A 13,417-nucleotide genomic window follows, 5' to 3' on the forward strand; every position below is an offset into this window, starting at 1 on the left:
CAGCTCATTTATACTGTATTAATTTTTTGACCTTAGAAATTCATTCACAGAATTAAATGAACAACACCTACACGGACCTGGTTAACCAGACTTTCGAGTTCCCGCAGGAGGGTTTCGAGGTGAAGGAGAACAACCTTATTTTTAACGGGTTGGACATCCGGGCGTTGATTGACAAGTACGGAACTCCCTTTAAGTTGACCTACCTCCCTAAAATCGGGATGCAGGTAAACAGGGCTAAAAAGATGTTCCAGGATGCGATTAAGAAGAACAAGTATGATGGCAATTATTACTATTGTTATTGTACCAAAAGTTCCCACTTTTCGTTCATCATGGAGGAGACCCTCAAGCAAGGGGTCCACATCGAAACATCGTTCGCTTACGACATAGACATTATTAACAAGCTCTATGAACGTAAGAAGATCACCAAGGATACGTATGTGATCTGTAACGGGTATAAAACCAAAACTTATACCCGGGCCATCGCAAAACTGATCAACAGCGGATTCAAAAACGTGATCCCGGTGCTCGACAACAAGGAGGAACTGGAGGATTATTCCAAATTCGTGCGCACCAAAGATCCCGTTAAACTGGGTATCCGGATCGCAGCCGAGGAAGAGCCCACCTTTGATTTTTACACCTCCCGCCTCGGCATCGCCAAAAGCGACATCCTCGAATATTACGTGGACAAGCTGAAAGGAAATCCGAAGTTCGAACTCAAGATGCTCCACTTCTTTATGAACAAGGGCATCAAAGACGATATATTTTATTGGAGCCAGTTCAACAAGGTGTTGAACCTCTATTGCCAGCTGAAGAAGATCTGTCCGGAACTGGAAAGCATCAACCTCGGCGGTGGCTTCCCGATCAAGCACTCCCTCGGGTTCGATTACGATTACGCTTACATCGTTAACGAAATCGTAGCCAACATCAAGAGCGTGTGCAAAAAGAATAAAGTACCAGTGCCGGATATTTACACGGAATTCGGTTCCTTCACGGTAGGCGAGAGCGGGGCAGTGATTTATTCCGTGCTCGGCGAAAAGCAACAGAACGACCGCGAAGCCTGGTATATGATCGACAGCTCTTTCATTACGACCCTCCCGGACACCTGGGGCATCGGGGAAAAATTCCTCATGCTGCCCATTAACAAATGGGACCAGGAATACCAGGAAGTGCACCTCGGCGGGCTCACCTGCGACGGCTACGATTTCTATACTTCGGAAGAACACATCAATGCCGTGTTCCTCCCGAAGCTCACCGGCGAGCAGGAACCGTTATATATCGGTTTCTTCCACACCGGAGCCTACCAGGATCAGCTGAGCGGTTACGGCGGCATCAAACACTGCCTTATTCCCTCGCCCAAACACGTGGTCGTGGGGTACGACAAAAACGGACAATTAAAAGATTGGCTATACGCGAAGGAGCAAACCTCCCAGAGCATGCTTAAAATTTTGGGTTATTAAAAATATGGGTTAGTAATCCACTTAAAAACCCCTCGGTTCTCCGAGGGGTTTCGCTTTTTTAGCCCTCCCGGCAGAAATCCGACCGCTCGTCCATTTTTAGCCCGGCATTGCCGGCCGGCATTCGTAATTTAAAGTAGCTTTATTGCCGCTCTTTCCGCCTTTCGTTTAAACGGACAATACCATAAAACAAATAGGCTCTCCAGCGGGAGAGCCTATAATTTCATAGGATAGATTGATCCAACATTCATAGTGTTAGGGATGAAATGGAATATTCATGGCATAAGGTAAAAAGGAACATTTCAAGGTATGAGGGATCTGGAACATTTTCGGTATAGGTGGCAATAGGTTACGATGGATTTACTATCATCAAAAGTAGATACCGTTCTCTCCCTGGCAAATACCATTTAGTTGTATCTTTTAACAACTTTTTTGCAAGAATAACGTTACAGCCGTTTTTTAAACCTCAAAAAACATGTGTCAACAGACAAAAAACTCCCCTGTGCCGTTCCGGCAGATTTTCTTCTTGATAATTTTGTTAATATGTTCTTTCCGTGTATCCGCGCAGGATTCGGAGGCCGAAGCGGTAAAAACCGTTATCAGGCAACTGTTTGAAGGGATGAAGCGTGGCGACAGCGCGATGGTAAAGGCTGTATTCGCCCAAAATGCAATCCTTCACACCGCGGGAACCACCAAAACCGGCGAAATCAAGCTGGTTTCCGGAGATGTTAACGGATTTGTAACAGCTGTAGGAACGCCTCACACGTCCGTGTGGGATGAGCGGATCACCTTTGGCCAGGTACAGGTCGACGGGCCGATGGCCAGCGTATGGACGCCTTACCGTTTTTACATTGGTGAAAAGTTCAGTCATTGCGGGGTGAATAGCTTCCAGCTATTCAAATCCCCCGAAGGCTGGAAGATCACGTATCTCATCGATACGCGCAGGAAGGAAAACTGTTTATAAGGATTCCGGCAGCTGGCTGGGCCTGTCAAGATAATGGAGGGCGGAGTCGCATTGTTTTTCGATCTCGGTAAAGCGGGCGTCGACCAGGTCGGTATTACCGTCGAGGAAGTCGGATTTGCCGGAGCGGCTGAGCCCTTTTACGAGCATGAACTGCTTGATCAGGTTTTGGTTCACCAGGGCGGAGAACTCCTGCTGCTGCTGAAGCGTTTGTTCGCGCTGCAGGTGGAAGATGTTCCGGAAATAAACGCCCCAGACCCGCAATACGATCATAAAATAACCCAGCATGAGGAAGGGTGTTGCGATATAACGGTCCATGGTGGAGTAGGTGGGCGGGAAGCTGATATGGATATGGTCGAGTTTGATCCAGGCCACGAGCCCCAGGTACAGGAAGAGCAGTCCCATCAGCGAAAGCGAGGCGCGCAGGCTTACGGCGAAATAACCGAGCATGCAGGCCATCAGCCAGGGAATAGCATAAATGGGGGATATGTCCATGTCGTTCATAAACGAGCAGGCCATCGGGATGAGCAGGGTGAAGAGCGCAGCCATGGCGCCCGCCAGTGTATGCGGCGCTCCCGATGCCATGAGCGATCCGCAAAAAACGAATGACAAGGCGAACGAAGCCGTGATGATGAGGTTGGGGATATCCTGCAGGAAGGCCAGCGCAACCGAGATGGGCGCCAGCATGAGGGTGTAGAAAAAAATGTAATCGAAGACCATACGGATCCGCGCCTGCTCGTAAGGGCAGGCCGATTTGCGTATAAGCTTTCCCGTGACCATTTCGCACACAGTGTTGTAAATGGCAGAAGACAGAGTCGATATGCTGCTGTTGTTACCTGACATAAAAAGGGGCTTGCAATAAATAGCTCATTCACAAGGTAGTAGGAATTCACAATTTAGATATGGAACGTTTGTGGTAGATTCCCTGCCGCAAAAAGAAAGGGCCGCCTTAGACAAGGCGGCCCTCTTTACTGTTGTATTTGTATTATGAAATCAAATCACAACAAATCGCAACTATTCCTAACCCTTATGCAACTATAATTTCTTTAACGGTGTCCTGTGCGGCCTCTTTCTTGGGCAGGGTCAGATGCAGTACGCCGTTTTCGTATTTCGCGTTGATTTTGGCGGCTTCCACTTTCTCGTCCAGCGTAAAGGAGCGGGAGAAGGAGCGGAAACTGAACTCGCGGCGAAGGTGTTTTTCGTTTTCTTCTTTGGATTCGGTTTTCTTTTCCGCGCTGATCGTCAGCGTGGGGCCATCGATTTTCACTTTGAAATCGTCTTTGGCGAAACCGGGGGCTACTACTTCCAGGCTGTAGCCGTCTTTCGTTTCCGAGATGTTCACCGGGGCGTAGGATGCGCCGAAGAAGTCGGAGGTGGCGAAATCCTTGTTCAGGAATTTGCCGTTCAATAATTCGTCTACGAGGCCATGAAAGGTTTTTGCGGGCTGATTGAATTTTACGAGTGTCATAGTGTTTATCCTTTTATGCGTTAAACCATTTTTTTTCGGCTATGCTACCTATAGATCAAATCAGGTACCAACGCCAATAATCGGTTAAAACGCCAGTTTTGGGAAAAAATAGTCGGCTAAATTGTCAGTTTTAATGTATTTGTAATGACATAATGACAAAAATTATGAATTAATTGAAGTATCTCGATATATTACTAACTTTGTGGAAACTCATAAATATAATATTATGTACCCTGCGGAACTCGTGATGCCGATGAAGGCAGAATTAACAGATAATGGATTTCAGGAAATGCTTTCCCCCGAAAAGGTGGAAGATGTTTTAAAACAGGAAGGCACCACGCTGGTGGTGATCAATTCCGTTTGCGGCTGCTCGGCCGGTACCGCCCGCCCGGGTGTACTGATGGCTGTTGCCACCAGCGAGAAGAAGCCGGACAGGCTCGCCACTTCCTTTGCCGGTTTCGACAAGGACGCAGTGCAGCAAATCCGTACGCACCTGTTGCCTTATCCTCCGTCTTCTCCCTCCATCGCGCTTTTCAAGGACGGTCAGCTGGTACACTTCATCGAGCGCCACATGATTGAGGGCCGTTCGGCCCAGATGATCGCCACCAACCTGGTAGCGGCGTTTGACGAGTACTGCTAATCGTTTGTTGTTTCCCGTTACGTGGTTTTTTGGACCGGTTAATGGGAATATCATATTTGAAATGTAACTTGGTGGTTTGATTTCCTGTCCGGATTTCAAATCACCATTTTTTTCGCCTATGTATCCTAATTTATATTACGCATTCAGAGACCTCTTCGGGATAGAGTGGTCGTGGCTTAAAGTAGTACAGACATTTGGTTTCTTCGTGGCGCTGGCCTTCCTGGCGGCGGCTTATGTGCTCACGGCGGAACTCCGCCGGCGCGAGAAACTCGGGCTCTTGCATCCCGTTGAAGAAACCATTACCGAGGGCAAGCCCGCTTCTGTGGGCGAGATGGTGATGCGTGCCATCATCGGATTTATCATCGGTTTCAAAATTTTCGGCATATTTGGCCAGACCGCCGATTTCCGTGAGTATTTATTATCGACAGACGGGAGCCTCATTGGCGGTATCATCGTAGCTGCCGCGATGGCTTACCAGATATATTATGAAAAGAAGAAGAAAGCGTTGCCTTCTCCGAAGCAGGTGAAAGTAATGGTTTGGCCGCACCAGCGCGTGCCTGACTTCACGATCCAGGCGGCGGTGGCCGGCCTGATCGGCGCCAAGATCTTCCACAACCTGGAAAACTGGAGCGAATTCATCGCGAATCCCTGGGAATCTCTGTTTTCCGCCAGCGGGCTCACTTTTTACGGGGGGCTCATCGGGGCCGCATATGTGATCATCCGCTATGCCGCCAAAAAGCAAATCAACTGGAAACACCTGGTCGACAGTGCGGCGCCCGCACTAATGCTCGCCTACGCTATCGGCAGGATGGGCTGCCAGTTTTCCGGCGACGGTGACTGGGGAATCAATAACAGCGCCTACATCACCAATGCCGCCGGGCAAATAGAACAGGTTGCGCCTGCGCAATACCAGTCCACCCTGGAAAAAGAATCCGATTACTTCGTACGGCATTTTGGTTCGGTAGAGCAGGTGCCGCATGCATATTATCCCAAACCGGCGGCGCTGAGCTTTCTGCCCGACTGGTTCGTGGCGTACAATTATCCCCACAACGTAGTGAACGACGGCGTGAAGCTGCCCGGCTGCGAAGGGGAGTACTGCAGCGCGCTTCCGGTTGGCGTGTTCCCGACACCGTTATATGAGATCATCGTATGCGGCATGTTCTTCCTTGTGCTGATGGGGATCCGCCGGAAAGTAACTACTCCCGGGGTAATCTTCGGCATCTACCTGATCCTCAATGGTCTCGAAAGGTTCTTTGTGGAAAAAATCCGCGTCAACACCAAGTATGATATTTTCGGCTTCCATCCCACGCAGGCGGAACTGATTGCCAGCTTTTTGGTGATCGGCGGCGCCGTGCTGATCTGGTATGCCCGTAAAACCAAACCCAGCATAAATCTTTCCTGATGCAACGTCATCCTAAACTCATACCGCTGTCGCACGAGCATAAGACTTTATTGTTTTTATGCCGTTACCTGAAAAAAGATGCAGCCGCATACGAAGGGTACCCGCTGGATACTGCTTCCAAGATGCAGCATATGGTCAGGGTTTTCCAGGAAACGATGGTAGGGCATATCCAGAAGGAAGACCACCTTTTTGAGCAGTGCCGGGGTTTTGTGCCGGAACTGGACGCGATGATCGATGAACTGGCGGAAGAGCACCGGGTGATTTCCGGGATGTACAGCGCGCTGGTGGACAGCCCGGACCTGGTGGAAGGAATGGACCAGATCGCCCGTGCGCTGGAAGCCCACATCCGGAAAGAGGAGCGGCTCGTGTTCGGCAAAATGCAGGAACTGCTGCCCGATGTGATCGAAAACCTGCGTTTGCCGGAAGGCGAGCAGGAGTGAATGTTTAAGGACGGCAGTATAAATTAATATATGAAGCGCGCGGCGCCGGGGGATTTTCCCCCGGCGCCGCTTTTTTTCAAATTTGTTTGTAACCAAATGTATTAACGGTCGTCTTTCTCCTGTAGCCACAAACTAGTTGGTGGTCCTTTACAATCAATTTCCAACTTTTTTACCAATCATCCCTTCTGGCAAACCACTTGTGTATAATTATGTACTATGTAAAACATACTACCTACCTTAGCACTGTAGTTGATAAAGAAAGGAACTACTCAAGCAAAGGAACTAATCAATCTAAAGATCTAAATCCTAACTATAATCCGCCTTATATGAACTCGTATTGCAAAATGTTGATCCTCACTGTTATGGTAACCGGACCAGCATTATCCATCCAGGCCCAATCCCAAAACGGCGCTACCTCGAAAGGAGAGATCGCCGGTAAAGTAACCCGCTCCAATGACGCTCCCGTTGAATTTGCTACCGTAACCCTCCTCCGTGCCAAAGACTCTTCCCTGGTGAAAGGCGTACTCGCCGACATCGGCGGAAAGTATGCCTTCGAGGGCGTGCCCGGCGGCCGGTATATCGTAGCCGCAGCCAACATGGGGCTGAAAAAAGGTTTTTCGCAGCCTTTTAACCTCAACGGATCACCCGTAAAAATGCCCACCATTGTACTCGGCGAAGACACCCGCAACCTGAAAACAGTGGACGTTACCGCCAAAAGACCCTTCATCGAACAGAAAGCCGATAAAATGGTCGTGAATGTCGAGAACTCCATCGTGGCCGCAGGCGGCACGGCGATGGAAGTGCTCCAGCAATCGCCTGGGATTCAGGTAGATAAGGACGATAATATTTCCATGCGCGGTAAAAACGGTGTCATCATCATGATCGACGGTAAACCTTCCAATATGTCGCCCCAGGACGTTGCCCAGCTGCTCAAAAACATGCCCAGTTCGAACGTTGACCAAATCGAACTGATTGCCAATCCTTCCGCCAAATACGATGCAGCTGGCAACGCGGGGATCATTAATATCAAGCTGAAGAAAAACAGCAACTACGGCGCCAACGGCAGTGTGAACGCTGGGTACACCCAGGGCATACTGCCCAAGGCGACCGGAGGCCTCAACCTCAACTACCGCAACAAAAAGGTAAACGTGTACGGCTCCTACAACGTCAGCTACTTCCGCGGCTTCGAAGAACTGGCCATCACCCGCGATTACCAGACGGAAAAGGGACGTACTTTCTTCGATCAGCATAATTACATCGATAAATCCTCCACTTATCATGGCGGCAAAGCCGGGATCGATTACTTCATCAATCCCAACCACACCCTCGGTTTCATGGTCAACCTTGCCAAAAGCAGCTGGACCGGCGACGGTAACGGGCTAACGCTCATCGGTAATGGCATCCGGCAGGATTCCAGCCTCCACACCACCAGCGATAACAAGCAAGATTGGAACCGTCAATCTTATAATGTAAACTACAAAGGCAAACTCGACACTTCCGGGAAGGAAATCAACATCGATCTCGATTATTCCCGCAACGCAGAAGACAGCCGCACTTTTATGTACTCAGACTATATGGACGCCAAAGGAGAAGAGTTTTATCGCGGCGATGTGACCCGCAACTTCCAGCCGTCTATCATCAACATCAAAACCATTAAAGTGGACTACACCCATCCGCTCCGGCATAACGATAAGCTGGAAGCAGGTGTGAAGTTCAGCTGGGTGGATTCCGACAACAATTCCCGTTTCGACTCGCTGCTGAACAATACCTGGGTGTACGATGGGAACCGTTCCAACTATTTCATTTACAAGGAAAACGTGAACGCAGGGTACATCAACTACAACCGCCAGTTTAAAAAACTGGGCATACAGGCAGGGCTCCGTGCCGAACACACGCACGTCAACGGTAACTCGGTGACAATGAAGCAGGTGAACGACACGAGCTATCTGAACCTGTTCCCCAGCATATTTTTCAGCTACAACGCCGGAAAAGACCACCAGCTGGGCCTTTCTTACAGCCGCCGCCTGCAGCGTCCGAGCTACGACGACCTGAATCCCTTCGAATTCTACCTCGACCGTTATACAAAAGCAGGCGGTAACCCCAACCTGCGGCCGCAGTTCTCCAGCAACGTGGATTTCACCTGGACTTTCAAGTCTTTCCTGACCACGGCTATCGGTTACAGCCATACGAAAGACATGCTTTCCCGCATCCTGGAACCGGGCGTCGACGATATCACGGGCGACACAACGATCGTGGTGTACCGGTATATGAACGTGGCCACAAAAGACAATGTGAACCTGAATCTCAGCGCGCCCATCCCGGTTACCAAATGGTGGAAGACGTTCACGACCGCTTCGGTTTTCTACAACAAATTTGAAACGGTAGTGAAAGGAGAGGAGATCAAACGCGCGTCGGCTGGCTTCTTCGGCAACACGCAGCACACTTTCACCCTGGGCAAAGGCTGGACGGCGGAAGCTTCCGCTTTCTACACTTCTCCGCAGATCGCGCAGGAAGGCTTGTTCCGGATGAAGGCGATGTACGCGGTGAACGCCGGTGTCCAGAAAACGGTCCTCAACAAAAAAGGCACGATCCGCCTGAACGTCAACGACATATTTCAAACCCAGCGCTTCCGTGGCGACTATGCGGTCACCAATAGCAACCTGACCCTCAAAACGGGCTGGGACAGCCGCCAGGTGCGCCTGAACTTTACCTATCGATTCGGCAACAGCAACGTAAAAGAGGCCCGTAACCGTAAAACCGGCCTGGAAGACGAGCAAAGCCGCGTGAAATAGGCAATTACACCGACCTAATCATGTTTTAGGTATATAAGGATGGAAAGAACGCGGCTCTTCTGGGTCGCGTTCGCTTTTATATGCGGGTGGTTTTCAGTACATTGAAAAAAATGTCCCGACCCGTGCAACCCTTTTGACGCTTTATCGTCTTTAATATGAATTTATACCCGGACAACTTGGAAAATTTGCCTGTAACAGATCAGATCGTGGCCAGATGCCGCATGGGCGACGCCCGTGCGTTCCATGACCTGTATCACGCATATTCCAGGGCCATGTATAACATCTGCCTCCGGATGACGGGCCATCAGGCCGACGCGGAAGACGTTCTGCAAGAGGCATTTGTACAGATCTTTAAAAACCTGGATAATCTCGCTTCCGACAGCAGCCTGACTGCATGGGTCAAGCGGATCGTGGTCAACCACTGCCTCAGTTACCTCCGGAAAAAGAAAGTGCATTTCGAGGAAGTGGAAGACCAGGAATGGAAGCAGGAAGATGGGGTTGACGAATCCGAGCACACGCTGACGGTTGCGGCGGTGAAAGACGCCATCGGCCAGTTGCCGGCGGGATACAGGACAGTGCTGAACCTCTACATTTTCGAGGATTACAGTCACCGCGAGATCGCAGGTTTGTTGGGCATCACGGAGTCGACCGTCAAAACGCAGTATATGCGGGCGAAGGAAAAAGTCCGCCAGATCGTGAAACTTAAATCGAAAACGATATGAACCTGGAAGAGTTTATCCGGCAGAACAGGAGCGGATTTGAGGAAGAGGGGCCGCGACCGGACGTCTGGGCCGTGCTGGAAAAACAGTTGCCAAAGCCAAAGCAGGAGAAGGGGAGAGTGGTGCTGATGATGGCGAAGCACTGGTGGAAAGCCGCCATACTCGTGGCATTGATCGTTAATGCCGGGTTACTGCTGAAGTATATGAATACCCGGCAGGAAGTAGCGGTGGTGATTCCGGAGATCAAGGAAATGGAATCATATTATTCAGCACGTATCGAGCAGAAACTGGAAGTCCTGAAGCAGTTGCCCGTTGCGGAAACGGGGCTCGACAGCCTTACGATGAAAGAGCTTGAATTACGCAATGATACTTATACCATGCTGGAAAAGGAACTGGCCGCCAATCCCGGGAACGAGCGCATCAGGGCGGCAATGATCCGGTACTACCAGATGAAGCTCGAGCTTCTGGAGAAAATCCTCGACGAGCACGACAAGTACACAAATGATTCACCGTCAACGAAAAAAGATGTTTTGTAAATCTACCATACTGTTTTTATTACTGAGCCCGATCCTGGTTTTCGCCGCGAAAGGGGACGAAGAGCACAAAGTGACGATGGTAAAAGAATTCCGCGTCAGCGAATCATCCTCCGTTAATATCAACACCAAATACGGCAAAGTAACGGTTCATATCTGGGACAAGCCCGCCTGCAAATCTACCGTCACCGTAACAGGATTCGGCAACAACGCCGAGCAGGCGCGCAGGATGACCGAAACGATCGATGTAAAAATGGAAGAAGCGGGTGGTAATGTGAATATCGCCGTTGTGTCGAATTCCGGATCGAAGTGGTTCAACCAGCGGAAAGACAACAAGGAATACGTGAATATCGACATCGAATTATACGTGCCTTCCCGGCTGAAAACCATGAATATCGCCAATAGTTTCGGGGATGTGATTGCGCGGCAGTTACCTTTCCCGTCGAACCTCAAAGTGAATTACGGATTCATCGACGTGGCCGATGCCGGCAAGATGTTTCTCAGTATTGCTTATACCAACAAGGCAAGGATCGGCAAGGCCGACGCACTAACGGTGCAGGCGGCTTATTCCTCCCTGAATTGCGGTAAGATCAATGAAGTGAATTGTACATCCAGCTACGGCCATTATTCTTTCGGCGATGTGAATGAATTGAAGTTGCAGTCGAACTACGACGAACTGCGATTCAGGAACATCGGAAGCCTGGTGCTGAAATCGAATTATTCGGATGTGCGGATGGAAGAGCTGGGTGCCAGCGCCATCATCAGCAGCAACTACGGAAACATCCGAATCCGGAAGATTGACAAGGGCTTTAAGTCATTGAATGCCGATGTCAACTATACGGACCTGCGGCTGGGCGTAGTTTCCGGTACGCCCTTCCGGGTGAACGCCGAAATCAGGAACGGTAATTTCAGGGCCGACGGTTTCGCCTTCAAGCACGTCAGCGAAAACCGTAACAAAGGAAACCTCTCCTATTCCGCCATAACATCCAATGCCGTCGAATCATCTCCGCTCATATCTGTGAACGGGAAGCATTCCGACGTCAAAGTGGGTGAGGATTAATTGTTCAATCTCAAAATCTAACATTCCATGAAGAAATTTGCAGCGCTCCTCGGAGTCGCCCTCCTGACCTTTGCCCTGACCGCAACGGCGCAACGCCAGAAAATTAGCGGGAACGGTACGATGAAGAAAGAAAAGCGGACCGTTTCCGGCTCTTTCGAAAGCATCGGCGTCAGCGGCCAGTTCAACGTACAGATCCGCCAGGGGAGCGGTACTTCCATTGAAATCGAAGGCGACGAAAACCTGCTGCCCTACATCGAAACCGTGCTGGATGGCCACGACCTGGAAATCCGCTACCGCCGTCATACCGACGTAAGGCCCAGCAAACCGGTTAATGTCTGGATCACCAACCCGACGATTTCGGAACTAGCCGGCAGCGGTAAAGTGGTATTCAAATCCGACGGTAAATTGAAAGGCGACAAGCTGGAAGTGGCGCTCAGCGGTATCGGCGAAGCCGACCTGGACGTGGATTACGAAAAGCTGGAAGTAGCCCTGAGCGGCAACGGGAAAGTAAGACTCGCCGGCAAGGCTGATAAAACGGAGGTGGCGATTTCAGGTTCCGCCGACGTGGATGCCCCTGCCATGGCGACCGAGGAAACCGAGGTAGCTATTTCCGGTTCCGGGAAAGCTTTTGTGAACGTGAGCAAAAAACTGGAGATCGCAATTTCCGGCAGTGGCAGCGTTCGTTACAAGGGCGATGCGAGGGTAGAGCAGTCGGTTTCCGGAAATGGCCGCGTAACGCACGAAAACTGATCCGGCTTTCGTACTTTAGCAGGAAATACCCATGCTGCTTATGAGACAACAACTTATGACCTGTGCCGTATTGCTGGCAGGATTTGCCGCTACCGCGCAGGAGACGCCCCGAAGCATCGCCAATCCGCACGCGCAGGAATTTACCGTGATCCGGAATAATGCGGCTACGACTGTGAAGAACCAGGGGATGACCGGCACTTGCTGGTGCTTTTCTACGGTTTCGCTGATTGAAAGCCAGTGTTTGAAGAACGGCGCGGCGAGCCAGCCCGATTTGTCGGAGATGTTCGTGGTGCGGAATGTGTACCTGATGAAGGCCCGTAACTATGTGAAGCGCCAGGGTGCTGCGCAGTTTGGCGAAGGCGGTCTGGGCCACGATGTGCTGATCGTTGCCGGCAGGGACGGATTGATGCCTGAATCGGTTTACAGCGGGAAGCTGCCCGGCCAGGAGCAATTCGACCACAGCAAGATGGCCGATACGCTGAAGAAATTCCTGGACACGTTGCTGCGCCGCCGTCCGGTGGATCCGAAGTGGGAGCAGCGCTTTGCCGCGCTGATGGACCAATATATGGGCGCAGCGCCTCCCGCCAAATTCGAGTATAACGGGAAAACATACACGCCGCAGGAATATGCGAAACAGGTGGTCAAGTACGATCCGGCAGATTATGTGAGCCTGACTTCGTTTACGCATCATCCTGTTTATTCTTCTTTCGTGCTGGAACTGCCAGATAACCATGCCAACGGGAGTTTCTACAACGTATCGCTCAACGAGTTGATCGGGGCCACCTGGCAAGCGGTGCAAAAAGGATATACGGTGATGTGGGACGCGGACGTGAGCAATCGCGGATTCGCGCACAACGGCGGCTACGCCCTGAGCCCGAAGTACGACAGTCTCTGGAACCGCCAGCAGCCCGATCCTTCGGCGGCTGAGGTGAACGTGACGCCGGAGTACCGGCAGGAGCTGTTCGAGAAGCTGGTTACGCAGGACGACCACCTGATGCATATCACGGGGATTGGCAAGGGGAAAGACAATAAACGCTTTTTCATTGTGAAGAATTCCTGGGGCGTGGGGTCGAAGTTTGAGGGATACCTTTACGTGTCGGAACCGTATTTCGCGGTGAACACGATTAATGTGGTAGTTCCGAAAGCTGCGCTGGATAAGGAATTAAAGAAGAAATTGCATTTACTGTAAAAATGAGAT

The 13,417-nt window shown here is 50.7% G+C and carries 13 protein-coding genes; 11 read left to right on the top strand and 2 right to left on the bottom strand.

The window, feature by feature from the left end; translation table 11 throughout:
- Nucleotides 1-56 precede the first annotated feature (56 nt).
- Nucleotides 57-1,457 carry an arginine decarboxylase gene (locus WJU16_RS21470; protein ID WP_341835453.1) on the top strand — a complete coding sequence of 467 codons (1,401 nt, stop codon included), beginning with the start codon at nt 57-59 and terminating at the stop codon, nt 1,455-1,457.
- A 532-nt stretch (nt 1,458-1,989) separates the two neighbouring features.
- Nucleotides 1,990-2,418 (top strand): nuclear transport factor 2 family protein, encoded by a 429-nt coding sequence (locus WJU16_RS21475; RefSeq protein WP_341835454.1) that lies wholly within the window; start codon nt 1,990-1,992, stop codon nt 2,416-2,418.
- Here WJU16_RS21475 and WJU16_RS21480 read toward each other — a convergent pair.
- Entirely contained in the window at nt 2,413-3,195 is a 783-nt protein-coding gene (locus WJU16_RS21480) for a hypothetical protein (RefSeq protein WP_341835455.1), read from the bottom strand. The genes WJU16_RS21475 and WJU16_RS21480 overlap by 6 nt on opposite strands.
- 247 nt (nt 3,196-3,442) lie before the next feature.
- Nucleotides 3,443-3,883: an Hsp20/alpha crystallin family protein gene (locus tag WJU16_RS21485; protein WP_341835456.1), complete on the bottom strand. Its 441-nt coding sequence runs from the start codon at nt 3,881-3,883 to the stop codon at nt 3,443-3,445.
- Nucleotides 3,884-4,109: 226 nt separating this feature from the next.
- Between WJU16_RS21485 and WJU16_RS21490 the strand changes: the two genes are divergently transcribed.
- From WJU16_RS21490 to WJU16_RS21530, 9 genes are all read left to right on the top strand, one after another.
- Nucleotides 4,110-4,523 (top strand): BrxA/BrxB family bacilliredoxin, encoded by a 414-nt coding sequence (locus tag WJU16_RS21490; RefSeq protein ID WP_341835457.1) that lies wholly within the window; start codon nt 4,110-4,112, stop codon nt 4,521-4,523.
- 118 nt (nt 4,524-4,641) lie between these two features.
- The gene (locus WJU16_RS21495; RefSeq protein WP_341835458.1) at nt 4,642-5,925 is read left to right on the top strand and encodes a prolipoprotein diacylglyceryl transferase family protein; all 1,284 of its coding nucleotides are present in this window, start codon (nt 4,642-4,644) and stop codon (nt 5,923-5,925) included.
- Nucleotides 5,925-6,365: a hemerythrin domain-containing protein gene (locus WJU16_RS21500; RefSeq protein ID WP_341835459.1), complete on the top strand. Its 441-nt coding sequence runs from the start codon at nt 5,925-5,927 to the stop codon at nt 6,363-6,365. The genes WJU16_RS21495 and WJU16_RS21500 overlap by 1 nt, the downstream gene beginning before the upstream one ends.
- 326 nt (nt 6,366-6,691) lie before the next feature.
- The gene (locus WJU16_RS21505; RefSeq protein WP_341835460.1) at nt 6,692-9,157 is read left to right on the top strand and encodes a TonB-dependent receptor domain-containing protein; all 2,466 of its coding nucleotides are present in this window, start codon (nt 6,692-6,694) and stop codon (nt 9,155-9,157) included.
- A gap of 176 nt (nt 9,158-9,333) precedes the next feature.
- A complete protein-coding gene (locus WJU16_RS21510) occupies nt 9,334-9,879 on the top strand; it encodes an RNA polymerase sigma factor (RefSeq protein ID WP_341835461.1) in 546 nt (181 codons plus the stop codon).
- Nucleotides 9,876-10,412, top strand: coding sequence for a hypothetical protein (locus WJU16_RS21515; RefSeq protein WP_341835462.1), 537 nt, complete (start codon nt 9,876-9,878; stop codon nt 10,410-10,412). The genes WJU16_RS21510 and WJU16_RS21515 overlap by 4 nt, the downstream gene beginning before the upstream one ends.
- Complete coding sequence (locus tag WJU16_RS21520; RefSeq protein WP_341835463.1) at nt 10,402-11,469, top strand: DUF4097 family beta strand repeat-containing protein; 1,068 nt, start codon at nt 10,402-10,404, stop codon at nt 11,467-11,469. Before WJU16_RS21515 ends, WJU16_RS21520 begins: the two co-directional genes overlap by 11 nt.
- Nucleotides 11,470-11,496: 27 nt before the next feature.
- Entirely contained in the window at nt 11,497-12,219 is a 723-nt protein-coding gene (locus WJU16_RS21525; protein WP_341835464.1) for a head GIN domain-containing protein, read from the top strand.
- A 40-nt stretch (nt 12,220-12,259) separates the two neighbouring features.
- Complete coding sequence (locus tag WJU16_RS21530) at nt 12,260-13,408, top strand: C1 family peptidase (protein ID WP_341835465.1); 1,149 nt, start codon at nt 12,260-12,262, stop codon at nt 13,406-13,408.
- Nucleotides 13,409-13,417 lie beyond the last annotated feature (9 nt).

It is taken from the genome of Chitinophaga pollutisoli, from assembly GCF_038396755.1.
In the GTDB taxonomy this organism is placed as follows: Bacteria; Bacteroidota; Bacteroidia; order Chitinophagales; family Chitinophagaceae; genus Chitinophaga; species Chitinophaga pollutisoli.